A 26,197-nucleotide genomic window follows, 5' to 3' on the forward strand; every position below is an offset into this window, starting at 1 on the left:
ACTTTCATTACCGAATGATCGGTTGGTAACCAGTATGCCTCGAGTGCGGCTTCGCGCACAAGAGTGGCGAGAGCGGCTTCGCCGCACGTGCGCGAAACCTCGTAGCAGGGGTCGAGTTTCCGCTCACATGCCGACGAAGGAGGCTCTCTTTTTCGCCAGAAACGCATCCACCGCTGCCTTGTGGTCCTGCGTCTGGCCCAGAGCGGTCTGTGCCTGCGCCTCGCGGTCCAGTGCGTCGGACAGTCCGGAGCGCGCGATCAGCGACTTGACCTGCTTGAAGGCCTGGGTGGGGCCGGACGCGAGGGAGGTGGCCAGCGTGCGCGCTGTCTCGAGAACATCCGCATCGTCGACGACGCGGTGCACCAGGCCCCAGTCGAGGGCCTGCGCGGCGGTGATCTTGTCGCCGAGCAGCATCAGACCCGCGGCCCGGCTCGATCCCAGTGCCTCGACCAACGTGTAGCTCAATCCCGAGTCACTGGCCAGGGCGATGCCGGTGAAAGCCGTCGCGAACGACGACTTGGTGCCGGCCACTCGGATGTCTCCGGCCAGTGCGATCCCGAGACCTGCGCCGACGCATGCGCCGGGGATGGCCACGACGATCGGCACCTCGAGCGCTGCGAGCCCTCGGATGACAGGGTTGTAGTGCTCACCGACGGTGTCCATCGCCGTGGCCGGATCGGCCTCGAGCGCGGTGACGTGCTCACCCAGATCCTGGCCGACGCAGAAGTTCTTGCCCTCGGCGGTGATCAATACGGCACGGACCTCTGGTGCGGCGGCGTTCTGAACGGCCTCCGCCAACGCGAGCTTCGTCGTGACGTCGAGGGCGTTGTGTGCCTCGGGGCGCGCGACGGTGATGGTCGCCAGGCCGTCGGTGATGTCGAACCGTACCGTCATGCGTTCGTCCAATCGTGAAAGCCGCGACCGGACTTGCGTCCGATGTCACCGCGAGCAACCATGTCTCGCAACAACTGCGGGGGTGTGAACCTGTCGCCGAGGGTCGACGCCAGGTGTTCTGCGATCGCGAGCCGAACGTCCAACCCGACGAGGTCGGTGGACCGCAACGGACCCATCGGATGCTTGTACCCGAGTTCCATGGCTCGATCGATGGATTCGGCGTCGGCGACGCCCTCCTCCAACATCCGAATGGCTTCGAGCCCGAGGCAGACGCCGAGGCGTGACGTCGCAAAACCGGGGGAGTCGTTGACGAGCACCTCGGTCTTGCCGAGGAGCGACACCCATTGCTGTACTCGCTGCACCACGTCCGGGGAGGTGGCCGGCGCGCGCACGATCTCGACGAGAGTCGACGCCGGAACCGGGTTGAAGAAGTGCATTCCGATGAAGCGGCTCGGATCACTCAGTGCTGCGCCGAGTTCGGCGATGGATATCGAGCTCGTGTTCGACGCGATGACGGTTTCGGGCCCGGCGATCTTGTCGACGAGAGCAAGTACCTCGACCTTGAGCGACGGGATCTCGGGGACGGCTTCGACAACCAGGTCGAGGTCGGCCGGGAGATCGGCAGGCCCGGCAACGGTGGAGACCCGGGCGAGAATGGCCGACGGGTCCTCGCTGAGTTTGCCGCGCTCGTGCGCCCGGTCGAGTCCGGTCGAGACTCGACCGAGGGCTGCTTGTTGGTCGGCTGCCTCGGCGATGACGACGGTGGATCCGAGGGCTGCGAACACCTGCGCGATCCCCGCGCCCATCCGGCCGCCGCCGACGATGGCCACGTGCGTAGGAACTGTCATTTCTTTTTCTCCAGAAATGCCGTCATTCGGCGTTGTTTGTCTTCGGTCTCGAACAGCACGGCCTGCGCGATGTCGTCGGCCCACGGGTGTGAACCAGGAGCATCGAGAATCTTCTTGGTCAGCTTCAGCGCCAGAGGTGCTTGCTTGGCAATGCGATCCGCGAGGGAATGCGCTGCGGCCAAGGGCTCGTCGACGACGTCGAGCACCAGGCCGGAACGGAGTGCCACCTGAGCGTCGAGCGTCCGGCCACCGAGGAGAACCTGCTTCGCGACGGACACTCCCACCAAAGTCGGTAGCCGGTAGCTGGCCCCGGCGGCAGCCATGATGCCCAGCCCTGGTTCGGGATTACCGAACACGGCCGTCGGCGACGCGATACGGATGTCGCAGGCGTAGGACAGCTCGGCTCCGCCCCCGAGTGCGTAGCCGCGCACCGCGGCGATCGTCGGCAGGGGGAGTGCGGCGATGCGGTCGAACAGGTTTCGGTTGATGCCGCGCAACGCATCGTCGCGGGTGCGGGCCCGCAGCTGATTGATGTCGGCACCCCCGGCGAAGTGCTCGCCCGCTCCGGTCAGAATGACGATTCTCGGATCCTGCTCCACGAGCGCGCACACCTCGTGCAGCTCACCGATCATCTCGGAATCGATTGCGTTGCGCTGCTTCTCGCGATTCAGGGTGACGACAACGCGGTCCGTCAGCTCCTCCACGACGAGCGTGTTCACGGTGCCTCGATCAACATCGACACGCCTTGCCCGACGCCGACGCAGAGCGTCGCGAGTCCGCGGGACGCTTTCTCACGTTCCATCCGGCCCAATAGCGTCAACAGAATTCGAGCACCCGACGAGCCGAGAGGGTGGCCGAGAGCGATGGCACCGCCGTCGGCGTTGACGATGTTCTCGTCGAGCTTCAGCTGGCGGATGACGCCGAGGGACTGTGCCGCGAAGGCCTCGTTGAGTTCGACGGCACCCAGATCCTCGACCGACCATCCTGCGCGGGCGAGCGCCTTCTGTGTGGACGGCACCGGCCCGAGCCCCATGATGTGCGGTGCGATACCCGCACTCGCGCTGGTGACGATGCGTCCGCGAACCTCGAGGCCGTACTTGTTCACGGCTTCTTCCGATGCCACCACCAATGCCGACGCACCGTCGGTGAACGGCGACGAGGTGCCTGCGGTGACGATGCCGTTCTTGCGGAAGACGGTCTTCAGCGTGCCGAGCTTCTCCAGTGTGGTGCCGCGACGGGGTGTTTCGTCCTCGGTGACCTCGCCGTTCTTGGTCGTGACGGGCACGATCTCGTCGGCGAAGCGTCCGGCGTCCTGGGCGGCGACGGCTCGCTGCTGACTGCGGAACGCGAAGGCGTCGGACTCCTCGCGGGTGATGCCCTCGCTGAGCGCAACCTCCTCGGCGGTTTCGCCCATCGACAGAGTGATCTTGGGATCGGTCCCCGCGTCGTGGGAGGCGAAGGTCGGATTGGTGAATCGCCAGCCGAGGGAGGTGTCGAAGATTTCTCCGGGCTTGGCCCACGCGGTTCCCGGCTTGGCCATGACCCACGGCGCGCGTGTCATGGACTCGACGCCACCGGCGACGATGATGTCGGCCTCACCGCTGCGAATGGTGCTGGCGGCATTCGCAACTGCAGTCAGTCCGCTCGCGCACAGGCGGTTGACGGTATATCCCGGCACCGTGTGCGGAAGACCCGCGAGCAGAACGGCCATTCTCGCCACATCACGATTGTCCTCGCCTGCCTGGTTCGCGGCGCCCAGAATCACCTCGTCGATCCGGTCGACGGGCACACCCGCGCGCCGGACCGCCTCCGCGACGACCAGCCCGGCCAGATCGTCGGGGCGCACCGAGGCCAGTGCTCCGCCGTAGCGTCCGTGCGGCGTGCGTGCGCCGGCCACGAGAAATACTTCGCCCACTTGAAATCTCCTCCGTACGGTTGCGTCATTAATAACCGAACATTCGGTCGTTTGGCAAGGTTTGCTGCCCACGGTGCTGTGGAATCGGGCGTCGACTGAGAAGATGTGGCAATGACAACCGCACGCGCGCCGCGCAAGACCGGACAGCCAGGGCGGCCGGGATACGACCTGGACTCGCTCTTGGCAGTGGCGGTCAAGGTCTTCAACGACCGTGGATACGACGGCACCAGCATGGAAGTTCTGGCGAAGCGGCTCGGCATCACCAAGTCCTCGATCTACCACCACGTATCGGGCAAGTCCGAGTTGCTCGAACTCGCGCTGTCGAGGGCGCTCAATGCACTCTTCGCGGTGACGACCGAGGATCGGGCGACGACCGGGCGATACATCGACCGCCTCGAATACCTGGTGCGACGCAGTGTGGACATCCTGTGTGCGGAACTGCCCTACGTGACGCTGCTGCTGCGAGTGCGAGGCAACACCGACGTCGAGCGGCGTGCCCTCGCCCGTCGGCGCGAATTCGACTCGTTCGTCACCGGGCTCGTGGTCGCCGCGGCCGAAGAAGGCGACCTGCGTCCCGGTGTCGACCCGGCGCTCGCGTCCAAGCTGGTCTTCGGCACGGTCAACTCGCTCATCGAGTGGTATCGCCCGCGCACCGGTGGATCGGTCGAGGAATTGGCCGACGCCGTGGTGGCCCTGACCTTCGACGGGTTGCGTCGCACGTAGACCCGGTGCCCCCGCACCTGAGTGTTCGGCATCGGCGACCGTGCGCGGCTTTCCGCCGATCGGCTCCGATCGTGAACAACCAGGTCCGCTGTCGAGTCTTGACATCTCGGCGTCCGACGGCGATGGTAATTACCGACCGAACGTACGGTGAGATGGAGGCGTTGTGAGCAGACTTCTGGAAAGCTATGCCCAGGGCACGTGGTATTCCGCAACCGATGAGGGAGCGCCGCTGTTGAGCGCCGTCGACGGCAGCGAGATCGCTCGGGTGTCATCCAGCGGACTCGACGTCGCAGGCATGGTGGACTACGCCCGCACCGTCGGAGGGCCCGCGCTCGCAGCCCTGACGTTCCACGAGCGTGCAGCCCTGCTCAAGCAACTGGGCCTGACGCTGATGGCCGGCAAGGAGGAGTTCTACCAACTCTCCCGGCACACCGGAGCCACCACCCGCGATTCCGGCGTCGACATCGACGGCGGATTCGGCACCGTCCTGAGCTACGCGAGCAAGGCCCGACGCGAACTCCCCAACGAGACGGTCTATCTCGACGGCGCGATCGAGCAGCTCGGTAAGAAGGGCACCTTCCTCGGTCAGCACATCTACACCTCGCGGCGCGGCGTCGCCGTCCAGATCAATGCGTTCAACTTCCCGGTCTGGGGCTTCCTCGAGAAGCTGGCCCCCGCGTTCATCGCGGGCGTGCCGTCGATCGTCAAGCCCGCCAGCCAAACTGCGTACCTCACCGAGCTGGTGTTCCGACGGATCATCGAGTCGGGATTGCTGCCCGAGGGTTCGGTGCAGCTGCTGTGTGGCAGTGCCCGCGGTGTGCTCGACCACCTCGGTGGTCAGGACTCGGTGGCGTTCACCGGATCCGCCGATACCGCTGCGACCCTGCGCTCACACCCCAACGTCGTCGGCGAAGGACTGCATTTCACGGCCGAGGCCGACTCTCTCAATGCGTCGATATTGGCATCCGATGTGGCACCGGATGATCCAGAGTTCGACCTCTTCATCAAGGGTGTCTTCACCGAGATGACGTCCAAGGCCGGTCAGAAGTGCACGGCGATCCGCCGTGTACTGGTGCCGCAAGACTCGGTCGAGCCCGTCATCGAGGCGCTGAAGGCAAAGCTGGAGAAGGTCGTCGTCGGTGATCCGGCAGACGAGGGTGTCACCATGGGTGCACTCGCCAGTATCGATCAGCGCGACGAAGTCCTCAAATCCATTCGTGGACTGACCAAGTCCGCATCGGTGGTCTTCGGCGATCCCGACGCGGTGGATCAGCGAGCGGGGGCATTCATGGCACCGGTACTGCTGAAGGCCGGCGACAAGACCGCCTCCGAACCGCACGAGATCGAGGCGTTCGGGCCGGTATCGACCGTCATCGGGTACGACAGCACCGCAGACCTGCTCGACCTCGTAGCCCGCGGAAAGGGCTCTCTGGTTGCATCTCTCGTGACCAAGGACTCTGCGATCGCGCGTGAGATCGTCCTGGGCAGTGCTCCGTACCACGGCCGCATTCTGGTGCTGAACTCCGAGGATGCGAAAGAATCGACCGGCCACGGCTCGCCACTGCCGGTACTGGTGCACGGTGGGCCGGGCCGAGCAGGCGGCGGTGAAGAACTCGGCGGTATCCGCGGCGTCCTGCACCACATGCAGCGCACTGCAATTCAGGGAACACCGGATGTCCTGACGGCCGTCGGAAACAAGTGGGTTGCCGGGGCGAAGCAGACGGCCGGCGACGTCCACCCGTTCCGCAAGAACCTTGGTGAGCTGAAACTGGGCGACACCATCATCGGTGGACCACGGCAGGTCACCCGCGCTGATATCGATCATTTCGCCGAGTTCACCGGGGATACGTTCTACGCTCATACCGATCCTGAAGCGGCAGCGGCCAATCCGCTGTTCGGTGGAATCGTGGCCCACGGCTACCTGGTGGTCTCGCTCGCTGCTGGACTGTTCGTCGACCCGGCACCGGGCCCTGTCCTGGCGAACTTCGGCGTCGACAGCCTTCGCTTCCTGACGCCGGTCAAGGCCGAGGATTCGTTGACGGTGACGCTGACCGCCAAGCTCATCACTCCGCGTCAGAGTGCCGATTACGGCGAAGTACGTTGGGATGCAGTGGTTGTCAACCAGGACGGCGATCCCGTAGCCACCTACGACGTTCTCACTCTCGTCGCGAAGCCCGAGGCCGCGTCATGAGCGTACGAGTAGCCGTCTGTTACGGGATGCCCGAGGACACCGCCGCATTCGATCGTCACTACGCCGAGGTGCACGTGCCCCTCGCGCGGGCAGTCCCCGGTTTGGTCGACTTCACCTGGGGCACGCTCGACTCGCTCGACGATTCACCGCCGCCGTACTACGCGATCGCCAGCCTGTACTTCGCGGACGAGACATCGCTGAAGGCAGGATTGTCCTCGCCCGAGATGAAGGCCGCGGGCAAGGATCTGCGCAACTTCGCAACCGGTGGCGTCACGATGTTCACCCAGAACGAGCAGTCGGTGTTGCAGCCGTGACGGATTCGATGATCGCGCGAGAGATGTTCGAGGTCGACGCCGCGTCCCGCAAGCTCGGTATCGAATTGATCGAGCTGTCACCTGGACACGCGAGGATGTCGATGGTCGTGACCGAGGACATGGTCAACGGCTATGCCATCACCCACGGCGGCTACGTGTTCCTTCTGGCGGACACGACGTTCGCAATGGCCTGTAATTCGCACGACGATTCGGCCGTCGCGGCACGTTGCGACATCCGATACCTCCGTCCGACGACGGCCGGGGACGTGCTGGTTGCAGATGCCGTCGAGCGTGCGCGGTTCGGCCGGAACGGCCTCTACGACGTGTCGGTGACGTGTCGAGACGAGCTGGTCGCCGAATTCCGAGGTGACAGTCGGACCGTGGCCAGGTAGTCGGATCTGTTCGGAAGTACGGTGAGTCGATGACCACTGCCGATCTGTCTGCCTTGGCCGACGCCACGGCGGCTGCTGTGGGCGGCGCGGTATCGGTGATGGACCCGGCCGGCTACGTCGTGGCCTACTCGTCGCTGCCCGGGCAACCGATCGACGACGTGCGGCGCGACGGGATTCTCGGCAAGCAGGTTCCGGCCGAGTACATGGCGCACCATACCGACGAGGACTTCCGGCGCAGCTGCACTGTGCGGGTCGTCGCCGTAGCCGGGGTGCTTCCTCGCCTGGCCGTGCCGGTGACCAGTGGCGGCGAATATCTCGGTTCGATCTGGTGCATCGTCCCCACCGTGGCAGTGTCGCCGCCCGATCCGGCCGCGGTGGCGGCATTGCAACGGGCAGCAGCGGAAGCAATACCGTTGCTGAGCCAGCGACCGCAGGCTGTGGGTGTCGAAAAGCCCAGGGCACGTGAACTACTGACCGATCCAACTGCCGTCACACCCGATGGGCAGCTGTATACGGTGCTGGCGACCCGGGTGCAGTCGGACCGGCCGGACGCCGCCGCGTCGCGACTGCGGGGGATGCTCGACCTGACCTTCGGGCAACAGCTCGACTCGGGTGCTGTCGTGATCGACGGCGCTGCCTTCCTCGTGATGCGTTCCGAAATCCCAATCACCGTAGACGAATTCGAGCATGTTCGACGCAGGGCTGTATCTGCCCTCGGAATTCCGGTGACGTTCGCGCTCGGTGGACCGGACGAGCGCCCGATGACTGCTCGAGTGCATGCGCAGTGGGCGCTCGACGGCTGCGAGGACGGTTCTCCGACCATCATGTTCGAGGAGGTCCGAGTCCACGCCACGCTGCGCAGGGCAGGGAAAGCTCTGTCGGAAGTCTCGTTGGCGTTGCCTGCCGTCGAACGGATGCTTTCCTGCGATGCTTCGGAAGGTACCGAGTACGCCGCGACGGTGCTGGCGTTGTTGGCGCACGAGTCCAACGTTGCCGCCGCAGCAACATCGCTGTACCTGCACCCCAACACCTTCCGCTACCGACTCCGGCGTACCAAGGAGTTGTTCGGTCTCGATCTCGACGACGCGGACACCCGGTTGCTGGTGTGGATGTCGCTACGGCTCAGGGCCGGGCGGTGAGGACCTTCCCGGGGTTGAGCAAGTAGTGCGGGTCGAGCAATTCCTTGATGCCGCGTTGCAGTTCCGCTGCAACCGAGTCGAGTTCGGTCTCGAGCAGATCGCGTTTGAGCAAGCCGACGCCGTGCTCCCCGGTAATGGTCCCGCCGAGTGAGAGGGCGAATGCCGCGATCTCGTCGAACGCGCTGTGCGCCTTGGCCAACGATGAGGGGTCGAGGGGGTCGACGATGACCGTCGGATGGATGTTGCCGTCCCCTGCGTGGCCGACGACTCCGATGACGATGCCCAGCCGGTCTGCCACCCGGCCCACCTCGTCGATCATCGTGGCGAGTTGCGAAATGGGTACGGACACATCGTCGACCAACGGCGAACCGAGACCCTCGAGTGCCGGGTACGCCAGTCGACGGGCCTGCACGAGCTGCTCCGATTCGACCTCGTCCTCGGCAACGGCCACATCGGTCGCACCGGCTGCGGTGCACAGTGCGGCGATAGCCTCGAGCTCCTGCACTGCACCGTCACCGATGTCGGATTGGGCGATCAGCACGGCCGCGGCGTCGGTGCCGAAGTCCATACGGGCGTAGGCGTCGATAGCGGCGATGGTGGTGCGGTCCAACAACTCGAACAGGCTCGGGGTGATACCTGCCGCACGAATTCTCGACACTGCCTCTCCTGCAGCGACAGTGGAGGGGAAGGTCGCAGCCATCGTGAGTGGTACGGCGCTGGGGAAATCGAGGCCGACGGTGGCCTCGGTGATGATGCCGAGCGTTCCCTCGGAGCCGACGAACAGCTCTGCCAGGGAGAGCCCAGCCACGCCTTTGACGGTGCGTCGCCCGACGAACGTGGCGCGGCCGTCGGCAAGCACGACGCGCAGCCCACGGACGAATCGTGCTGTGACGCCGTATTTCACGCAGCACAGGCCGCCGGCGTTGGTGGCGATGTTGCCGCCGATCGTCGACGCCTCCCAGCTGGATGGATCCGGGAGGTACGTCAGTCCCTGCTGCACGGCAGCATCTTTCAACTCTTTGTTGGTGACACCGGGTTGCACGACGGCGGTGCGGTTGACGACGTCCAGCTCGACGATCTTGTTCATGCGCCGGGTATTGAGGGCGATGGCTCCCACGCTGGCGTTCGCTGCTCCGGCCAGGCCGGTCAATGCTCCCTGTGGCACAACGGGAATGCGGTGTGCCGACGCGATGCTCATGACGGCCTGGACGTCCGACTCCGTGGTCGGCAGTACCGCCACCAGTGGCAGGGTGGATTCGCACAACGCTGCCGAGTCGTGCCGGTAACTGGCGAGGATGTCGGGGTCGGTCACCACCGCGTCGGCACCGAGGGCGCGCATCAGTTCGTCGATGACCGGCGAGGGGGGAACGAGAGTCGACGTAGGTGCGGCCATGAGTTCGAGTATGACCGGCGTCACTGTCGACGTCTGCGTCGTTTCGGACGAAGCGAGAGGCCCTGATCGGTAGTTTCCGACAAAGTGCGTCCATCGCCTTGTTATGTACGCGACCACCTTGACAAACTACGGTGGCGCCGGTCACAGTATTTACCGACCGAATGGACGGTGAGTTTTATCCGATTCTGCGGATGCACGTAGTCGCCGTCCTTCACTCATCGCAACCCGCCCCGCCCCACTCCGAACGGCCGCTCGATGCCCGAGCGCCGGAGCCCGAACGAAACGAGACAAGTCGATGTCAACTCAGGTCGAGACGCCCACCGGGGTGTCGCGTGAGCATCGCCGCGCCGCCATGGCCAGCATGGTCGGTACCACCGTCGAGTGGTACGACTTCTTCATCTACGCGCAGGCGGCGTCGCTCATCTTCGCCCAACTGTTCTTTGCGCCCATGGGGTCGTCCGGACAGCTGGTCGCCTACGTCACCATCGGTATCAGCTTCGTCTTCCGTCCTCTCGGGGCCATCGTCGCCGGCTACTTCGGCGACAAGATCGGTCGCAAGAAGGTCCTCATCGCGACCCTCACCCTGATGGGTGCTGCCACGGTCGGTATGGGACTGCTGCCGACCTACGCGACCATCGGCATCTGGGCTCCGATCATTCTGATCGTGCTGCGCATTCTGCAGGGGTTCTCCACCGGCGGCGAGTGGGGCGGCGCAGCGCTGATGGCCGTCGAGCACGCCCCGAAGGGCAAGCGTGGAATCTACGGCGCAGCAACCCAGATGGGTGTTCCACTCGGCATGCTCATTGCGGTGGGAACGTTGGCACTGTGCACCGGCTTGCTCAGTGAGGAGCAGTTCGAGGCCTGGGGCTGGCGTATTCCGTTCCTCATCAGCTTCGTGCTGATCCTCGTTGGTTTCTACATTCGACGCCGCGTCGAGGAGACTCCGGTGTTCAAGGAGCTCGCAGAACGCAAGGAGCGCAACCACACGCCGGTCCGCGCACTGTGGCGCACCAACAAGAAGCAGGTCATGCTGGCCGCGCTGTCGTTCATCGGCACCAACGGAAACGGCTACATCATCGTGGGCGGATTCATCGTGGCGTACTCGACGCGTGAACACGGACTTGCTCGCGTGGATGTGTTGGTGGCCAGCTTGTTCGCAGCCATCGTCTGGGGAGTGTTCACTCTCCTCGGCGCGCATCTGTCCGATCGCTACGCCCGAACCACCATCATGAATCTCGGCAACGCGGCAATGGTGTTGTGCGCCATTCCTTTCTTCCTGCTCGTCGACACCGGGGAGTTGCACTGGATCTACGTGGCCCTCGGTCTCTTCGCCGTCGGACTCGGGCTTTCGTACGGCCCGCAGCCGGCTCTGTACGCCGAGATGTTCCCCGCAGCAGTCAGATTCAGCGGCGCATCCATCGGCTACGCCATCGGCACGGTGCTCGGTGGAGCTTTCGTTCCGACCATCTCTGAGGCACTGTTCAAGGGAACCGGCACGTCGATGTCGATCTCGATCTACCTGATGATCCTGGCCGCAATCTCCTTCGTGGCGACTTCGCGGATCAAGAACCGTCGAGACGAGGAGTTGAACGTCTGACGCGTTCACGACGAAGGCCCCGAAACCGCTCCAATGGTTTCGGGGCCTTCGTCGCTCGCGGCGACGCCGATCGCCCTTCGCGTCCTCGTCGACGAGCCTGTCCGCATCGGGCCAGTGGGCCACCGCAAGGTCACGGCTTCGCGCAGCAGCTCGTCGAGTCCGCGCTGACGGCCTACCCGGGCGTCGTGGCGACTTCTTCATGCAGGGGGACTGTGTGGAAGTGGGAATGCCGATGTGCACGGGCGAGCGTCCGATGCTCATCATGTGACGCATCACAAACCGAGATTCTAGTTCTCGGTTCAGCCTGTGATACTCCACAGTCCGATAACTAGTAAGTGAATCAAAGTATGTTTTGAACCATTTCCTTGGTCCTGGGGTCGTTTTCTGCGCACAATAGGTTTGACGATTGTTCAGGAATCGACCATGCACTCGATATGGCCCCAGAAGGGTTTCGAGTAACACCCAGGAGTTCGCCCATGACCACCCCCCTCCTCCCCAGCGCGCCTTCGGCACGCTCCATCGGATCTGCAGGCGGCCCCGGCTACGGGCTCGACTCCGTTCACCGGTCGACGCTGTGCGCGGAGGGGGCACTGACGTTGACAGCTGCGACGCCGTCGGGTTCGCCCGAACTGTGGTCCCGTTACGTCGCCGGAGCATGGGCGTCGTACTCACGTCACGGGGTCACCGCTGCGCTGGACATGGACGAAGTCGCCTCGGGTGCCACGACAACCCTGTTCTACGTCGTGCTCGATCCGACGGGAAAGATGCTCGGTGGCGTTCGAGCACAGGGGCCGTACGCGATGGTCGAGCAATCCCATGTCCTGACCGAGTGGAAGGATTCGCCTGGACTGGCACCTGTCACCGACCTGCTTCGGTCTCGGCTTTCCCACGGAATCGTGGAAATGAAAAGCGCGTGGGTCGATGCGGGGGCCGCAGGGCGGACGGTGTCGAATGTCCTGGCTCGAACAGCGTTGCCGACGCTCGAACTGACCGGCAGCCGGTACCTGTTCGCCAGCGCGGCCGATCATGTCCTGCGCTTGTGGGAGAGCTCCGGTGGGCGGATCGACCACACCATCCCTGCCGCGGCGTACCCGACCGAGCAATACCGGACCGTCATGATGTGGTGGGACCGGGACACTCTCGCCCACACCGCACGGCCCGGGGTATGGCAGTCGATGGTCGACGAGGCACGCTCACTGTGCGGCAACGATCGGCACGTGCGGTGCGTGGCGTGACGGATCGCCGCCGCTAGCTACATTCGGCGTGCCCGGTCTGCGTGTCGGCCTGCCATGTGATCGTCAGAGTCCCGGCGTGGCAGGCGCGGTCTCGACCGTCGGTTTTGGCTCGGTAGAGCGCGGCATCGGCGGCGCGCACGACGGCGTCGAGCACCTGATCGAGACCGCTCGATTCGCTCGAAGCGACGTCTGCGGTGGGTAACGCCGGGTCACCGGGTGCGATGGGCCGTACGTCGAGCGTCACCGTTCCGATGCTGACGGTGACCGTGCAGTCGGACCGGATCCGATCGAGTATCTGCTGTGTGAGCTCGTGACCGTCTCGGTGAGAGGCGAGGATCAGGAACTCTTCGCCACCGGTTCGAGCGACGACCGCGCCGGTGGTGCCGACCACCGCGTGCACTGCACGAGCCAGAGTGTCGGCGACTGCTGCGAGCGTTCGGTCCCCGGCTGTATGACCGGCGGTGTCGTTGACGGTCTTGAAGTAGTCGACATCGATCACGAGGGCAGACAGCGGGTTCCTTCGCTCGCAGGCCTCGTGCACGAGGGCCTGGGCATTCGAGAGCAGTCCACGGCGGTTCACCAGACCGGTCAACGGGTCCGTGTCGGCCAGCCTTTGCAATTTCTCGTTGACCGAGGACAGGGTTCGGCGCAAGCCGCCGATGAGCGCCACCGGCACCAGCACCGTGGTCGCCGCGGCACCGATCGCAACGGCGGTCACCGCCCACCCGGAGGACCCCACACTGACCACCGAGAGCACCGTGGCCATGACCACCGAGGCCGCAGACAGTCCGGCGGTGACCCGAGGCGGTGAACTCGACGCGGCGATGGCGGGAACGATCGCCAGCATGGAGGTGACCGCGCGTGTTCCGGCAGGATCTGCGATCAGGTAGGCACTGATCGCGACTCCGGTCATGCCTCCGAACCCCAGGACGGCGAATTGGCGTTCACTCAACCGCCCCACTTTGGCAGCGAAGAGCACGGTGATTGCGGTGAACGTCAGCACCCCGATGAGAACCGGAAGCGCGTTCGGCCGCAAGAACGTTGGAGACAACAGGGCAATGGCCAGCAGCGGTACGGCACCGGTGGCGCTGGCAATGACCGCGGTAGTGCGGGTGTCGAGCCGTGACCGCCAGGATTTCGCGCGTCGACCAGACGACTTGTCGATCACGTTCATCGGGTGATTCCTCAGATCAATTTCGGGCGAACCCCATGAACAGTATCTGTCGATGCCTCCGGCCGGGGTTGCGCCCGTTCATGCGTTCGCAGTGTCGGCTGCCGGGTCGAGTCCGATGCGCACCAACGCATCCAGGTCGATTCGCCGCCGACCGGACGAGAGCGGTTCACCGCGGCCGAATGCTCTCACAGCAGCGGTCACAGCGGCACCACCGAGCGCGACGTCGCCGCCGAGCTGCGGCCAGGTCGAGAGCGTGCGCCCGATTTCCGGCAACGATGCAGTCATTCGCGGTGTCAGTTTGCTCGGGTCGAGCAGGGTCGCCGCGATTGTGCTCTTTTGTTCGATGGTCATTCCGGCAACATCCGCGGTATCCATCTCTCCGAGCAGTCCGTGGAACACAGGTCGGTCGGGTTCGAGATCGAAGCGTTCGACATCGAGGACGCCGCCATCGCTGGTCTCCATCACCACGGGAATGCCTCGGGCTCGGGCGTGATGGCGGATCAGCAGCTTGGTATCGATCGAGTCGCATTCCTCGACAACGAGATCGAGCCCGTCCAGAAAGCCGTCGAGCGTCTCTGCCGTCACACCATCCGAGAACACCTGCACCCTCAGGTAAGGGTCGAGTTCAGCGATCCGTCGGGCCGCGACGACCGCCTTGTTCACGCCCAAGTCGAGCACCGAGGACGGGACTCGGTTGAGATTCGAGAGATCGAGTTCGTCGAAGTCTGCCAGACGCAACTCGCCGCACAGTCCTTCCAACGCAAGGGTGTGGGCGACGGCGTGGCCGACGCTCAACCCGACAACTCCCACCCGTAGGCCTCTGAGTCGACCTTGTTCCTCGGTGGTGATCTTGTTTCTGTTGCGGTCCAGTCGTAGCCGATCGAAGTCGCGTGGGCCGAGGACCCGCACCAGGGCGCGCCGCCAGGGGTAGTGCACCCACCGCGGTTCTTCCGCTTCGGTGTCGGCGACGGTGGGAAGCAGTTGTCGTAGCGAGTGCAGCTGACCGGGTGTCGTGTCGACGACACCGACGGTGGGGTCGTCGAGCAGTCCACGGACGATCGAGTCGTCTTCGTGCCGGGACGGGTCGAACACCCTGTGCTCTGACATTGCTGAGCCTCCGCATCTTTTGGATGATTGTCGGCGATAGCCGGCACCGATCACGCCCCACAGCCGGACGCAACGCCGGACTGCTTCACGTTACTGAACAATGACGGGCGATTGTTGCCAAGGATGCACATCGCTTGATAAGAACTAAGCAGAGCCGACCAGCCCGCTGTGGCAGAGCCCGCGTACGGACAAAGCCCCGTGTGCCGAGGCACAGGTAACGAATACCTCTGCGTACGTGTAGCGGTGGTATCGAGAACGTGGGGTGAGAGTGGGCGTCGACAGTGGCTTGGATCAGCGTCTCAACTCACTGACCTCAGTTTTTCAGCCAATCGTCGACTTGAGGACCGGTCTGGTCGTTGCGCACGAGGCACTCACCAGGTGGTCGGCTTTTCCGGACACCTCGCCGGAACAGATCTTCGACGTCGCTCGCACGATGGGGGTGGTCGACGAGCTGGACCGCAGATGCATATCGTCGGCAGTCACCACAGCGGCACAGTTCACCCCCGCAGACCACCCGCCGCGTACGTTGTTCGTCAACATCGAGGCCGACTCGATGTCCTCCCAGAACTCCTCGACCTCGGCCCGCCACCTCGGCGAGCTGTTACGTGCAGGCGGCTCGGGAGTTCGGCCCGTCGCGGAATTCGCCGAGCGTTCCCTGCTCACGGACCCGGCTCGATTGCTCCGATCGGCCGATCAACTGCGGAGCGGCGGCATCGCCATCGCGCTCGACGACGTCGGTGCCGACCCCGACTCGATGGTGGTTCTACCCCTTCTGTCCCCTGAGGTGATCAAACTCGACCGATCGTTGCTCGACGACAACCTCTCCCCTGACAGGCTCACCACGCTGCTTGCCGTGCTCGCGTACTCGAGCAGGTTCGATGTGGCACTTATCGCCGAAGGAATCGAAACCGAGCGGCAGAAGGAAAAAGCAATTGCATGGGGTGCCGCGTACGGCCAAGGATTTCACCTCGGACGGCCCGCCCCGATCGATTCGTCCCCGACGTCGTTGTTCCCCGTGGAACCGCGTTGGTCCGTACCGAGACCTTTGACAGACATTCTCGACGACCGCAACACCGATACGACGTCCATCACGCTACTCACGTCCATCTCGGACCATCTGCTCGACTTCGCCATGACCGCAAGCGAAACCCTGACGATCGTCATTGCGTTTCGCGAACCAGAACTGTGCAGCACAGACATGGCGCGCAAACTGCAGCATCTGGCGCACCGGCACCCGTATGTCAAAGCGCTGGACGCACCTCGTGCACTGTTCATGGCCGCTGACAGAGTGCGCCACGCCGAACTGGTACAACCTTCGCAAAGAATCGGTGCCATCGCCGTCATCGGCCAACGGTTCTACTGCGCCCTGGTCGCACGTCCGGTCGACCCCGACAATTCGGAGTCGCCGTCCAACCAGTGGATGTACTTCTTCACCGTCGATCCAGCTGAGGTCTGCGACGTCGCGCGCACGCTGATCGTGCACAGTACGAGCCCCGCTCGTCCCGGGCCCGACCGACCGACGGATCGACCCTGACGAAATCTGTTCGAGCAGGTCAAGTGTGGGCGTATAGTGGACGTCCCGACAGCGCCATCATTGCTTCACCGAGAGCCTCGTTCTGCGTGGGGTGAGCATGAACGAAACTACCGACCTCCGACGGCAATGCTTCCCACGCAACCGCGAGTTGCGCCTCACCGATCAATTCACCGACACGGTCGCCGACGAGGTGGATGCCGACGACCGGACCGTCGTCTCGTGCTCGAATCACCTTGACTCCGCCGGCGCTGGACAGAATGCGGCTCTTGCCGTTGCCGCCGAGGTCGTAGACCACCGACGTCACGGTTCCGTACTTCTCCTCCGCGGCCTTCTCTGTGAGACCGACCGACGCCACCTCGGGATGCGAATAGGTAACGCGCGGAACGAGATCACCGTCGATGCGTGCCGGTGCGAGGCCGGCGATGTGCTCGGCGACGAACATGCCGTGCTGAAAGCCGCGATGAGCCAACTGATACCCCGCCACGATATCGCCGACGGCGTAGACGCCCTCCGCGGTGGTGAGCAGGTTGTCGTCGACGGGGACGAAGCCACGTTCGGTAGCGATGCCCTGCTCGGCCAGCCCGAGACCGTCGGTACGGGGCCCGCGTCCGACGGACACCAGCACGACATCGGCCGAGAGGGTGTCGCCGGATGACAAGATCACCGCGACATCATCGGAAGATTCGGTGACGGTCTCGACCTTGGTCCCGGTACGAATGTCGATGCCGCGCTTGAGTAATGCCTTGGTCAACTGCTTCGACGACCATTCGTCTTCGCCCGGAACGATGCGATCCAGTGCTTCGACGACGGTGACCCTGGCACCGAATGATGCCCAGATACTGGCGAATTCGATACCGATGACCCCGCCGCCGAGTACGACGACAGATTCCGGAACTCGATCGAGCGCCAACGCTCCGTCGCTCGTGAGGACACGAGGTCCAAGCTCGATGCCCGGGATGGTGCGCGAATACGATCCGGTCGCGAGAACGAGTGAGGCCCCGGTGATGCGTCGACCGTCCACCTCGACGGTACGAGGACCGACGACCTGACCACGGCCCGAGACGATCTCGATGCTCGGACGCTTCAACAAACCCTGCAGCCCGCTGTACAGGCCGGCGACCACGCTGCGCTGATAGTCCAGCGCCGCAGGCATGTCCACACCAGTCAACGATGCGGTAACGCCGACATGAGCAGCCCCGTGCACCGCATCGGCCACCTCGGCCGTGTGCAGCAGCGCCTTGGTGGGGATGCACCCGCGGTGCAGGCAGGTGCCACCGAGCTTGTCTTCCTCGATCAATGCCACGGACAGGCCGAGCTGTTCGGCGCGCAGGGCGCAGGAGTACCCACCCGATCCGGCACCGAGGATGAGAACGTCCACGTCACTCATCGGACGGATCCCAAAGCCACGACGGGATTTTCGACGAAATCGGCAACAGTGCGCAGGAACCCGCCGGCCACTCCGCCGTCGCACACGCGGTGATCGAAGGCCAACGACAGCTGCGCGACCTTGCGGACGGCCAATCGGCCGTCGACCACCCACGGGCGGTCGATGATGCGTCCGATGCCCAGGATCGCGGCCTCGGGATGGTTGATGATCGCGGCCGAGCCGTCGACCCCGAACACTCCGTAGTTGTTGAGCGTGAACGTTCCGCCGCTCAGTCGAGCTGCAGGGAGAGAACCGGTCCGTGAGAGTTCGGTCAACTCGGCCAACCGCTCGGACAGTTCCTTCAGATCGGCCTTGTCGGCCTGCGGCACAACGGGAACCATCAATCCGCGATCGGTCTGTGCGGCAATGCCGAGTCCGACGTTCTCGTAGCGCAGGATCTCGCCGGCTGCGGTGTCGACCGTGCTGTTGAGCTCGGGGAACTTGGCCAGCGCGATCATCGTCAGCTTTGCCAGCACCGCCAGCAGCGTCACCTTGACTCCGTCGATGGAGGCATCGAGGTCGCGGCGGGCCTGCAGCAGAGCCGTCGCGTCGACGTCGACCCAGACGGTGGCCTCGGGGATTTCCGCGCGACTGCGAGAGAGCTTGTCGGCGATGGTCTTACGAATCCCGGTGATCGGGATTCGAGTGACGCCCTCCGGTGAGGAAGCAACGGTCGAACCGGCCATGGCGCGCTCGACGTCCGCGCGGGTGATCACTCCGTGGCCGCCGGCTGTATCGATAGATGTCAGATCCAGCCCACCCTGCAGTGCCATGCTGCGGACGATGGGGGAGAGCACCTTCGGTGCTGAGGTGTGCTGCGCAGTGGTGCGGTTAAGTGCCTCAGGGGGCACTTTTTCACGCCACTGCGGCGCAGCCGCACTTCGTCGACGGCGGCCGGTAGGGCCGTGGCCGGTTCCGTAGCCGATGAGGACGTTGCCCGAACCGGCGCGCTCTTCTTCGCGGTAACGCTCGTGGGCCGCAGGCGTATCGGCGACGGCACCGCCGGTGATGCTGATCAGGGGAGCGCCGACGGCAAGTGAGGTGCCCTCGGCCGCATGCAATTCGCCGACGACACCCTCGAACGGGCAGGGCACCTCGACGGAGGCTTTCGCGGTCTCCACTTCGACGACAACCTGATCGATGGTGACCGTATCGCCGGGCTTGACCTTCCACTCGACAATCTCGGCCTCGGTCAGTCCTTCACCGAGATCGGGGAGCAGGAATACCTGCATGCTCATACCGTGACCGCCTTGCTGAGGTCGGGAGCGTCGTTCCACTGCAGACGGTCCATAGCGTCGAGAACGCGGTCCGCGGACGGCAGGTGGAAGTGCTCGAGTTTCGGTGCAGGATAGGGAATGTCGAGTCCGGTCACCCGCAGTACCGGAGCGTGCAGGTGATGGAAGCAGCGCTCGGATACGCGTGAGGCGATCTCCGCTGCGACGCCGGCGAAGCCCTGCGCCTCCTGAATCACGATGCAGCGACCGGTCTTACGTACCGAGGCCGCGACGGTCACGTCGTCGAACGGATTGAGCGAACGTAGGTCGATCACCTCGACGCTCCGGCCGTCCTCGGCCGCGAACTCGGCTGCCTGCATGGCAACCGACACGGTGGGGCCGTACGCGAGCAGAGTGACGTCGGTACCGGCACGACGCACGACGGCGGTGCCGATCGGCTCGGTCTTGGCCAGCTCGATGTCGTCCTTGGAGAAGTACAACCGCTTCGGTTCGAGGAAGATCACCGGATCGGGATCTGCGATGGCGTCACGCATCAGCGAATACGCGTCGGCGACGGTGGACGGGGAGACGACCTTCAAACCTGGGGTGTGGGCGTAGTAGGCCTCGGACGAGTCGCAGTGGTGCTCGACGCCGCCGATACCACCGGCGAACGGAATCCGAATGACCATCGGCGCGGTGAGCGATCCACGAGTTCTGTTGCGCAGCTTGGCAACGTGAGACACGATCTGCTCGAAGGCCGGGTAGGCGAAGGCGTCGAACTGCATCTCGACGACGGGCTTGTAGCCCGACATGGCCATTCCGATCGCGAATCCCACGATGCCCGACTCCGCGAGCGGGGTGTCGAAGCAGCGATCGTCACCGAAGTCTCGGGTCAGTCCGTCGGTGACGCGAAAGACGCCGCCGAGCGTGCCGACGTCCTCGCCGAACACAACGACCTTGTCGTCCTCGGTCAACGCGTCGCGCAGGGCGGCGTTGAGGGCTCCGGCCATGGTCATCGTGGTCATGACAGTTCTCCTGCAGCGATTTCGGCGGCAACCTGATTGCGTTGTTCGGTCAGGCCGGGGGTGGGGGAGGAGTAGACGAACCGGAACAGATCCTCGGGGTCGACATCCTGCTCGACGTTCATGCCTGCGCGAAGTACCGCGGCGTCGGCGTCGGCAGATACGGCCATCTGCTCGCGGAGCTCGTCGGTGAGCAGACCCTGGGCTTCGAGGTAGGAATCGAGGCGCGAGAGCGGATCTCGGGCCAGCCAGCCCTCGACCTCGTCTGCCTTGCGGTAGCGGGTGGCGTCGTCGGCATTGGTGTGGGCATCCATGCGGTAGGTGTGCGCCTCGACGACCACCGGTCCCTTGCCTGCTCGGACGTACTTCACAGCCTCGTCCATCACGGCCATCATCGCGATCGGGTCGTTGCCGTCGACCTGCTCGCTGCCGATGCCGTAGCCGACTCCCTTGTGCGACAACGAGGGAGCTGCACTCTGACGGGCGAGGGGAACGCTGATGGCGAAGCCGTTGTTCTGTACCAGAAAGATCACCGGGGCGCGGAACACTGCGGCGAAGTTGAGGGCTTCGTGGAAGTCGCCCTCACTCGTGGCTCCGTCGCCACAGAACGCGAGGGCGATGGTGTCTCGGCCCTGCTTGGCCTCGGCATAGGCGAAACCGGTCGCGTGCAGCAATTGTGTTGCCAGAGGGGTGCATTGCGGGGCGACCTTGTAGGCGGTCGGGTCGTAGCCGCAGTGCCAGTACCCGGCGAGCATGCCGAGCAATTCCACTTGGTCAACGCCTCGCGCCGCGAGAGCCATCGAGTCACGGTACGTCGGGAACATCCAGTCCTGCTCACCCAGGCACAAGGCGGCGGCGATCTGACACGCCTCCTGTCCGCGCGAGGACGGATAGACCGCGAGCCGGCCCTGCTTGGTCAATGCCGTTGCCTGCTGGTCGAATCGGCGACCGTGGACCATCGAGCGATACATCTCGAGCAGCCGCTCGTTCGACGGGTGTGCGTAGCGGGCGGCACTGTCCACGCCCGTCCCATCGGGTGCGAGATATTGCACGGGACGGTCGGCAGGCATGAACTGTTGGTAGGACGTTGCCGGAACCTTCTCGACGGTCGTCATGTCGCACTCTCCTGAAATAGGCTTGTACGGTGATTCTGGTCGATTCGGTGAGGAAGAAGTCCGATGGTCGTAGAATTGCAGACATATGGCTGCCGATCTCGACGCAGGCCTCGAAAGTGTCCGATCGGCACAATGAACCACGAGGTAGGAGCGGACGAATGGACGACGTCTCGAGACGTGTGGAATTGGACGACACGGATCGGCACATTCTCACCGAGCTGACCTCCGACGGTCGGGTCTCGATGCGGGTGCTGGCCGATCGTCTCAATCTCTCTCGTGCACATACCTATACGCGGGTGGACAGGCTCAAGGATGCGGGCGTCATCGAACGGTTCACCGTGCAGGTGGACCACGCGGCGTCCGGGCTCGGTACCTCTGCATTCATCGCGATGTCCATCCGTCAGGACTCGTGGCGCAGTGTGTCCGAGGGTTTGCGATCGATGGAGTTCGTCGACCATTTCAGTTTGCTCGGAGGGGATTTCGACGTGCTGGTACTCATCAGGACTCCCGACAACGAGAGTCTGCGGCAAGTGGTGCTGGAGGGGCTGCAATCGCTCGACGGCGTTCGGGCGACCCGCACGTGGCTGATCTTCGACGAGGACCGAGGTGGTCTAGGACGAACGACGCCGCCCACCGAACGATGACAGTGGGCGGCGTCGAACAGATCACGAGTCAGAAGTTGCCGCGAGCGTCCTGTTCGCGCTCGATGGCCTCGAACAGTGCCTTGAAGTTGCCGATGCCGAACCCGAGCGAGCCGTGGCGTTCGATCATCTCGAAGAACACCGTCGGGCGATCGACCAGCGGCTTGGTGAAGATCTGCAGCAGATACCCGTCCTCGTCTCGGTCGACGAGAATTCCGCGCTTCTGCAGCTCTTCGATCGGCACTCGGACGTTACCGATCCGGGCGCGCAGTGCGGGATCCTCGTAGTACGAATCGGGGGTGGCGAGAAATTCGACGCCGGCGGCGCGGAGGGCATCGACCGACGACAGAATGTCGTTGGTCGCGAGCGCCAAATGCTGTGCGCCCGGGCCGCGATAGAAGTCCAGGTACTCGTCGATCTGTGAACGCTTCTTGGCGATGGCCGGTTCGTTCAGCGGAAACTTCACCCGATGGTTGCCGTTGGAGACGACCTTGCTCATCAGCGCCGAGTAGTCGGTGGCGATATCGGCCCCGACGAACTCGGCCATGTTCGTGAAGCCCATGACGCGGTGATAGAAGTCGACCCACTCGTCCATCTTGCCCAGCTCGACATTGCCGACCACGTGATCGAGGGCCTGGAAGATGCGCTTGGGTGCGCCTTCCGGTCGCTGCAACGTCGACGTGCGCGGCACATAACCGGGCAGGTAGGCACCGGTGTAGCGCGAGCGGTCGACCAACGTGTGCCGGGTGTCGCCGTAGGTCGCGATGGCCGCGGTGCGGACCGTCCCATGCTCGTCGGACGTATCGGTCGGCTCTTGCAGTACTCGCGCGCCCTGGGCCCGCGCATGTTCGATGCACCGGTCCACGTCCGGCACGGCCAGCGAGATGTCGACGACGCCGTCGCCGTGGCGCGTGTGGTGCGCCACCAGTTCGCTGTCGGGGTCGACGGCTCCCTTGATGACGAAGCGCACTGCGCCCGACTTGAGGACGTAGGCGTGGTGGTCACGTTGGCCGGTCGTCGGGCCCGAGTACGCAACGAGCTCCATGCCGAAGGCGGACTGGAAGAAATGCGCGGTCTGCGTCGCGTTGCCGACCACCCACACGATCGCGTCCCAGCCGCTGACGGGAAAGGGATCTCGCTTGTCGTCGTACTCCACGAGGCCGACGAGCTGACGGAGCTGATCGGCGTCGAGGTCGGCCAGTCTTTCGTCGTCGTTGAGGATGTTGTCGAGGCTCATGAAGTCTCCCTGGTTCAGGTGATGGATCGGGCGCGGCGACAAGAGTTTCGGCCGCCTTCGGTTCGAGCTGCGCGAACTGTCCTGATGACTCAAACATCGCCGGTGATAGGTGTCAATCGACCCAACTTTTACTATCGACGCTGTACAGATCGGCCAGGTACAGACGCAGTTTGCTATACAATTCGCCTAGCAAACCGGAGGTATACGATGGAATCCACAATGGACGAGTTGGACCGGGCAATGCTCGCTGCGCTGCATGACAATTCGAGGATCGGCGTACTCGAGCTGTCGCGAGCGCTCGGTGTTGCACGCGCGACTGTGTCGGCCCGTCTGCAGCGTTTGGAGGACAGTGGTGTCATCACCGGCTATCAGCCTCGAATCGGTTTGGCAGCAGCCGGTTACGGCGTTCAGGCGTTCGTCACATTGGAGATTGCCCAGGGCGCGCTCGGTGACGTCGTCGCCGTCCTGGAGCAGATACCCGGGGTGTTGGAGGCGTTCGCGACGACCGGAGCCGGAGATGTGTTGTGCCGGGTCGCCGCGGCGTCGCATGACGACCTACAGCGAACCCTGATCGTACTCAACCAATCTCGTACGATTGCGCGGTCCACCAGTGTGGTCGTGCTCTCGGAGTTGGTCGCGTTTCGAGCGATGCCATTGCTGAACACCGCCGAGCCCGAGAGAACGCCGAAGGCCCCTGCCTATCGACGAACGCACGACTGAGCGCGTACGGGTCGAGGCAGGGGCCGGGCGAGGCGTTCGGGTCAGGTCATCGAGGGCGCAACCACCGTCAGCAGCCATACGGTCGGCGGAGCGATGAGAACGACCAATCCGCAGTAGCCGAGCATCTTTCGTTGGAATCGGGCCTTGTCGTCCACTCGGGCTTCGGCCAGAACCATGACCCCGTTGGTGGAGAACGGGCTCACGTCCACCACGGTAGCCGAGAAAGCAATGGCAGCAACGAATCCGATGGCTCCGAGTTCGCCGGCCGCGAGCAAGGGTGCGGCAAGCGGTAGTGCGATACCGATGGTGCCGATCGACGACCCGAAAGCCGAGATGATCGCCACCGCGTAGCACAGGATGAGCGCCGTCAACAGGGGTGAACCGAGGGCCGAGGCGGCGTCGCCGAGGAATCCCAATGTGCCGTTCTGGGTCATGACCGCCATGTACGTCTGAACACCGCAGACCAGAACCACGGCAGGCCAGGCGATGTTGTCGACCACCTTGGGGTGGGTCTTGGGCGCCAACAGCAGTAACACGACCGACACGCAGATCGCGCTGACGCCGATGTCGACTCCCAGCGTCACGGACAACAGAACCAGTGCTGCGATCCCGAGCAGGGTGAGTACCCGTACTCGGGTGAGCGGGACGTTCTCGTTCGGAACTGTTGTGACCGAGGAGGATTCGATGTGGTCGACCTCGACCTTCACGGAAGTGCCACCACCGCTACCCTCGGGCAGTCCGGTATGACCCGGGCGTGGGCCCGACGGGACGGGCAGTCCGCCTTCGTTGTCGCGCAAGTCCTGGACGTCGAACGCACGCGTGCGGTCTCGGATGAGGTCGCGGCCGAGAACCAGGAAGAGTACGAGCGCGATGAGCGTGTTGAGCACGAACGGGATGAGGAACAGCGCCAGTGGGTGTGAGCCGACACCGGTGGAGTCCATCAGGCCGTTAACGAAGGCACCGTAAAGGTTGATCGGCGAGAAGCAGCAGGCGAGAGCGCCGTGGCTGACGACCATGCCCATCAGGAAGGGATTGATGTTGTTGCGCTTGGCGAGTGGCATCGCGATCGGGGCCAGCATGCCCACGGCCAGAACGGATCCGAGAGCCATCAGCAGCCCGGACAACAGGAACATCATCCACAGGATCGCCCAGCGTCGTCCGCCCACCAGTCGGAGCGAGCGGTCGATGACGACGTCGATGGTTCCGTTGGCTTTGGCGATGGCGAACAGCAGCGTGATGCCGCCGACGATGATGAAGGTGCTACCAGGGAAGGCGTCGATGACGTCTTCTACGGGTATGCCGGATATTGCGCCACCGACGATGAAGGCACCGGCGAAGGCGAGTAGACCCATGTTGATGGGTGTGATCGTGGCGACCGTGAAGATGGCGATCAGGGCGACGATCGAGATTGCGTAGACCATGGCTGGCCTTTCGGGCAGGGGGATGAGGTGGGCCGCGGGAGCGCGGCGGCGTACGGGCCGTAGCCCGCGACATCAGTGCGTGGGTGTGAGGAGTGGACGGCCGCGGCCGACCACCGTGCGAGCGAGAGCGGCGGCGGTAGCCAGGGCCGACGTATCGATACCGGTGTCGATTCCGGCACGATGGAATGTGTCGACCAGTTCTTCGGTAGCGAGATTTCCGTGTGCGCCCGGAGCGAATGGGCAACCGCCGTACCCGGCGAGTGCACTGTCGAAGTACTCGATGTCCAGATCGATCGCCGCCCGTACTGCTGTCTCGAGGGCCTGATCTCGAGCGTTGTGTAGGTGCAGACTGATCGTCAACTCGGGCAACGCTGTTCGGACGGCGTCGACACCGGCGAGGACCTGATCTGTGGTCGCGATGCCAAGAGTGTCCGCCAGACCGAGGCTCGATACACCGGTGTCGGCCATGCGTTCACACACCTCGACGAGCCGCTCGGGTGCAATGACGCCGTCGAACGGGCACACGAAGGCGGTGCTGACTCCGCCGATGAATGTACGGTCGGGGTGCAGCGCGACCGCGGAACTCAGGTCGCGCAAGGCATCGTCGGACGAGCGGCCGGCGTTGGCGCGGCTGTGGCCCTCGCTGGCCGAGGTGACTATCTGGATCACGTCGATGTCCGTCTCGGCGGCCCGATGGACGCCACGACCGTTCAACGTCAATGCACTGTAACGGGTTCCGGCTCGGTGGGGTGCACGCGCGACGACGTCCTCCGCATCGGCCATCTGAGGCACTCGGGTGGCAGAGACGAACGACGCGATCTCGAGGGACGTGATGCCCGATGCAAGGGTGGCGTCGAGCACCGCCAGCTTGTCCTCGGTGGGGACGATGCACTTCTCGTCCTGCAAACCGTCGCGGAGATAGACGTCGGTGATGTGTACGCGCAT

The 26,197-nt window shown here is 64.3% G+C and carries 24 protein-coding genes; 10 read left to right on the forward strand and 14 right to left on the reverse strand.

Features of this window, described 5'->3' with window-relative positions; translation table 11 throughout:
• Nucleotides 1-123: 123 nt before the first annotated feature.
• From BH93_RS03220 to BH93_RS03235, 4 genes are read right to left on the reverse strand one after another with little or no spacing between them, the layout of a single operon-like run.
• Nucleotides 124-894, reverse strand: a complete 771-nt coding sequence (locus BH93_RS03220) for an enoyl-CoA hydratase/isomerase family protein (RefSeq protein ID WP_037175755.1) — start codon at nt 892-894, stop codon at nt 124-126.
• On the reverse strand, nt 891-1,742 hold the full coding sequence (locus BH93_RS03225; RefSeq protein WP_037175757.1) for a 3-hydroxyacyl-CoA dehydrogenase family protein: 852 nt from the start codon (nt 1,740-1,742) through the stop codon (nt 891-893). The genes BH93_RS03220 and BH93_RS03225 overlap by 4 nt, the downstream gene beginning before the upstream one ends.
• Entirely contained in the window at nt 1,739-2,461 is a 723-nt protein-coding gene (locus tag BH93_RS03230; protein WP_037175759.1) for an enoyl-CoA hydratase/isomerase family protein, read from the reverse strand. Before BH93_RS03230 ends, BH93_RS03225 begins: the two co-directional genes overlap by 4 nt.
• Nucleotides 2,458-3,657: a thiolase family protein gene (locus tag BH93_RS03235; protein WP_037175761.1), complete on the reverse strand. Its 1,200-nt coding sequence runs from the start codon at nt 3,655-3,657 to the stop codon at nt 2,458-2,460. The genes BH93_RS03230 and BH93_RS03235 overlap by 4 nt, the downstream gene beginning before the upstream one ends.
• Nucleotides 3,658-3,768: 111 nt before the next feature.
• Here BH93_RS03235 and BH93_RS03240 point away from each other — a divergent pair, with 111 nt between their 5' ends.
• From BH93_RS03240 to BH93_RS03260, 5 genes are all read left to right on the forward strand, one after another.
• The gene (locus BH93_RS03240; RefSeq protein ID WP_032380646.1) at nt 3,769-4,380 is read left to right on the forward strand and encodes a TetR/AcrR family transcriptional regulator; all 612 of its coding nucleotides are present in this window, start codon (nt 3,769-3,771) and stop codon (nt 4,378-4,380) included.
• A gap of 163 nt (nt 4,381-4,543) precedes the next feature.
• On the forward strand, nt 4,544-6,571 hold the full coding sequence (paaZ, locus tag BH93_RS03245; protein ID WP_037175763.1) for a phenylacetic acid degradation bifunctional protein PaaZ: 2,028 nt from the start codon (nt 4,544-4,546) through the stop codon (nt 6,569-6,571).
• Complete coding sequence (locus BH93_RS03250; RefSeq protein WP_037175764.1) at nt 6,568-6,885, forward strand: EthD family reductase; 318 nt, start codon at nt 6,568-6,570, stop codon at nt 6,883-6,885. The genes paaZ and BH93_RS03250 overlap by 4 nt, the downstream gene beginning before the upstream one ends.
• A 23-nt stretch (nt 6,886-6,908) precedes the next feature.
• On the forward strand, nt 6,909-7,277 hold the full coding sequence (paaI, locus tag BH93_RS03255) for a hydroxyphenylacetyl-CoA thioesterase PaaI (protein WP_176457523.1): 369 nt from the start codon (nt 6,909-6,911) through the stop codon (nt 7,275-7,277).
• A gap of 29 nt (nt 7,278-7,306) precedes the next feature.
• Nucleotides 7,307-8,416 (forward strand): helix-turn-helix domain-containing protein, encoded by a 1,110-nt coding sequence (locus BH93_RS03260; protein WP_037175766.1) that lies wholly within the window; start codon nt 7,307-7,309, stop codon nt 8,414-8,416.
• Here BH93_RS03260 and BH93_RS03265 read toward each other — a convergent pair.
• Nucleotides 8,400-9,809 (reverse strand): FAD-binding oxidoreductase, encoded by a 1,410-nt coding sequence (locus BH93_RS03265; protein WP_052065752.1) that lies wholly within the window; start codon nt 9,807-9,809, stop codon nt 8,400-8,402. The two genes, BH93_RS03260 and BH93_RS03265, sit on opposite strands and share 17 nt — an antisense overlap.
• A 295-nt stretch (nt 9,810-10,104) precedes the next feature.
• Between BH93_RS03265 and BH93_RS03270 the strand changes: the two genes are divergently transcribed.
• Entirely contained in the window at nt 10,105-11,406 is a 1,302-nt protein-coding gene (locus BH93_RS03270) for an MFS transporter (RefSeq protein ID WP_037175769.1), read from the forward strand.
• A gap of 476 nt (nt 11,407-11,882) precedes the next feature.
• Nucleotides 11,883-12,641: a hypothetical protein gene (locus tag BH93_RS03275; RefSeq protein ID WP_242459108.1), complete on the forward strand. Its 759-nt coding sequence runs from the start codon at nt 11,883-11,885 to the stop codon at nt 12,639-12,641.
• Nucleotides 12,642-12,654: 13 nt separating this feature from the next.
• On the opposite strand, the gene BH93_RS03280 is transcribed toward BH93_RS03275, so the two are convergent.
• A complete protein-coding gene (locus BH93_RS03280) occupies nt 12,655-13,815 on the reverse strand; it encodes a GGDEF domain-containing protein (RefSeq protein WP_037176872.1) in 1,161 nt (386 codons plus the stop codon).
• A gap of 78 nt (nt 13,816-13,893) precedes the next feature.
• The gene (locus BH93_RS03285) at nt 13,894-14,922 is read right to left on the reverse strand and encodes an Rv1355c family protein (RefSeq protein WP_052065484.1); all 1,029 of its coding nucleotides are present in this window, start codon (nt 14,920-14,922) and stop codon (nt 13,894-13,896) included.
• Nucleotides 14,923-15,259: 337 nt separating this feature from the next.
• Here BH93_RS03285 and BH93_RS03290 point away from each other — a divergent pair, with 337 nt between their 5' ends.
• Nucleotides 15,260-16,456: an EAL domain-containing protein gene (locus tag BH93_RS03290; protein ID WP_242459109.1), complete on the forward strand. Its 1,197-nt coding sequence runs from the start codon at nt 15,260-15,262 to the stop codon at nt 16,454-16,456.
• Nucleotides 16,457-16,475: 19 nt separating this feature from the next.
• Here BH93_RS03290 and lpdA read toward each other — a convergent pair whose 3' ends face one another.
• From lpdA to pdhA, 4 genes are read right to left on the reverse strand one after another with little or no spacing between them, the layout of a single operon-like run.
• Nucleotides 16,476-17,843 carry a dihydrolipoyl dehydrogenase gene (gene lpdA, locus BH93_RS03295; protein ID WP_037175771.1) on the reverse strand — a complete coding sequence of 456 codons (1,368 nt, stop codon included), beginning with the start codon at nt 17,841-17,843 and terminating at the stop codon, nt 16,476-16,478.
• Nucleotides 17,840-19,120, reverse strand: coding sequence for a dihydrolipoamide acetyltransferase family protein (locus BH93_RS03300; protein ID WP_037175773.1), 1,281 nt, complete (start codon nt 19,118-19,120; stop codon nt 17,840-17,842). The genes lpdA and BH93_RS03300 overlap by 4 nt, the downstream gene beginning before the upstream one ends.
• Entirely contained in the window at nt 19,117-20,121 is a 1,005-nt protein-coding gene (locus tag BH93_RS03305) for an alpha-ketoacid dehydrogenase subunit beta (RefSeq protein ID WP_037175775.1), read from the reverse strand. Before BH93_RS03305 ends, BH93_RS03300 begins: the two co-directional genes overlap by 4 nt.
• Nucleotides 20,118-21,233: a pyruvate dehydrogenase (acetyl-transferring) E1 component subunit alpha gene (pdhA, locus tag BH93_RS03310; RefSeq protein WP_037175777.1), complete on the reverse strand. Its 1,116-nt coding sequence runs from the start codon at nt 21,231-21,233 to the stop codon at nt 20,118-20,120. The genes BH93_RS03305 and pdhA overlap by 4 nt, the downstream gene beginning before the upstream one ends.
• Nucleotides 21,234-21,391: 158 nt before the next feature.
• Here pdhA and BH93_RS03315 point away from each other — a divergent pair, with 158 nt between their 5' ends.
• Nucleotides 21,392-21,877 carry an Lrp/AsnC family transcriptional regulator gene (locus BH93_RS03315; RefSeq protein WP_037175778.1) on the forward strand — a complete coding sequence of 162 codons (486 nt, stop codon included), beginning with the start codon at nt 21,392-21,394 and terminating at the stop codon, nt 21,875-21,877.
• A 28-nt stretch (nt 21,878-21,905) separates the two neighbouring features.
• Here the strand turns inward: BH93_RS03315 and hppD are convergent, their stop codons facing one another.
• Nucleotides 21,906-23,111, reverse strand: coding sequence for a 4-hydroxyphenylpyruvate dioxygenase (gene hppD, locus BH93_RS03320; RefSeq protein WP_037176876.1), 1,206 nt, complete (start codon nt 23,109-23,111; stop codon nt 21,906-21,908).
• A gap of 207 nt (nt 23,112-23,318) precedes the next feature.
• Between hppD and BH93_RS03325 the strand changes: the two genes are divergently transcribed.
• The gene (locus BH93_RS03325; RefSeq protein ID WP_037175780.1) at nt 23,319-23,831 is read left to right on the forward strand and encodes an Lrp/AsnC family transcriptional regulator; all 513 of its coding nucleotides are present in this window, start codon (nt 23,319-23,321) and stop codon (nt 23,829-23,831) included.
• A gap of 41 nt (nt 23,832-23,872) precedes the next feature.
• On the opposite strand, the gene BH93_RS03330 is transcribed toward BH93_RS03325, so the two are convergent.
• Together BH93_RS03330 and BH93_RS03335 are read right to left on the reverse strand one after the other, a co-directional pair.
• A complete protein-coding gene (locus BH93_RS03330; protein WP_037175781.1) occupies nt 23,873-25,252 on the reverse strand; it encodes an SLC13 family permease in 1,380 nt (459 codons plus the stop codon).
• A 72-nt stretch (nt 25,253-25,324) separates the two neighbouring features.
• Nucleotides 25,325-26,197: a hydroxymethylglutaryl-CoA lyase gene (locus BH93_RS03335; RefSeq protein WP_037175783.1), complete on the reverse strand. Its 873-nt coding sequence runs from the start codon at nt 26,195-26,197 to the stop codon at nt 25,325-25,327.

The sequence above is a fragment of the Rhodococcoides fascians A25f genome (assembly GCF_000760935.2).
Taxonomy (GTDB): Bacteria; Actinomycetota; Actinomycetes; order Mycobacteriales; family Mycobacteriaceae; genus Rhodococcoides.

Coding starts and splice junctions, on each gene's coding strand:
- BH93_RS03220 (WP_037175755.1), bottom strand. CDS start 894: ATGACGGTACGGTTCGACATCACCGACGGCCTGGCGACCATCACCGTC.
- BH93_RS03225 (WP_037175757.1), bottom strand. CDS start 1,742: ATGACAGTTCCTACGCACGTGGCCATCGTCGGCGGCGGCCGGATGGGC.
- BH93_RS03240 (WP_032380646.1), top strand. CDS start 3,769: ATGACAACCGCACGCGCGCCGCGCAAGACCGGACAGCCAGGGCGGCCG.
- BH93_RS03250 (WP_037175764.1), top strand. CDS start 6,568: ATGAGCGTACGAGTAGCCGTCTGTTACGGGATGCCCGAGGACACCGCC.
- paaI (WP_176457523.1), top strand. CDS start 6,909: ATGTTCGAGGTCGACGCCGCGTCCCGCAAGCTCGGTATCGAATTGATC.
- BH93_RS03260 (WP_037175766.1), top strand. CDS start 7,307: ATGACCACTGCCGATCTGTCTGCCTTGGCCGACGCCACGGCGGCTGCT.
- BH93_RS03265 (WP_052065752.1), bottom strand. CDS start 9,809: ATGGCCGCACCTACGTCGACTCTCGTTCCCCCCTCGCCGGTCATCGAC.
- BH93_RS03270 (WP_037175769.1), top strand. CDS start 10,105: ATGTCAACTCAGGTCGAGACGCCCACCGGGGTGTCGCGTGAGCATCGC.
- BH93_RS03275 (WP_242459108.1), top strand. CDS start 11,883: ATGACCACCCCCCTCCTCCCCAGCGCGCCTTCGGCACGCTCCATCGGA.
- BH93_RS03280 (WP_037176872.1), bottom strand. CDS start 13,815: ATGAACGTGATCGACAAGTCGTCTGGTCGACGCGCGAAATCCTGGCGG.
- BH93_RS03285 (WP_052065484.1), bottom strand. CDS start 14,922: ATGTCAGAGCACAGGGTGTTCGACCCGTCCCGGCACGAAGACGACTCG.
- lpdA (WP_037175771.1), bottom strand. CDS start 17,843: ATGAGTGACGTGGACGTTCTCATCCTCGGTGCCGGATCGGGTGGGTAC.
- BH93_RS03300 (WP_037175773.1), bottom strand. CDS start 19,120: ATGAGCATGCAGGTATTCCTGCTCCCCGATCTCGGTGAAGGACTGACC.
- BH93_RS03305 (WP_037175775.1), bottom strand. CDS start 20,121: ATGACCACGATGACCATGGCCGGAGCCCTCAACGCCGCCCTGCGCGAC.
- pdhA (WP_037175777.1), bottom strand. CDS start 21,233: ATGACGACCGTCGAGAAGGTTCCGGCAACGTCCTACCAACAGTTCATG.
- BH93_RS03315 (WP_037175778.1), top strand. CDS start 21,392: ATGGACGACGTCTCGAGACGTGTGGAATTGGACGACACGGATCGGCAC.
- hppD (WP_037176876.1), bottom strand. CDS start 23,111: ATGAGCCTCGACAACATCCTCAACGACGACGAAAGACTGGCCGACCTC.
- BH93_RS03325 (WP_037175780.1), top strand. CDS start 23,319: ATGGAATCCACAATGGACGAGTTGGACCGGGCAATGCTCGCTGCGCTG.
- BH93_RS03330 (WP_037175781.1), bottom strand. CDS start 25,252: ATGGTCTACGCAATCTCGATCGTCGCCCTGATCGCCATCTTCACGGTC.
- BH93_RS03335 (WP_037175783.1), bottom strand. CDS start 26,197: ATGCGCGTACACATCACCGACGTCTATCTCCGCGACGGTTTGCAGGAC.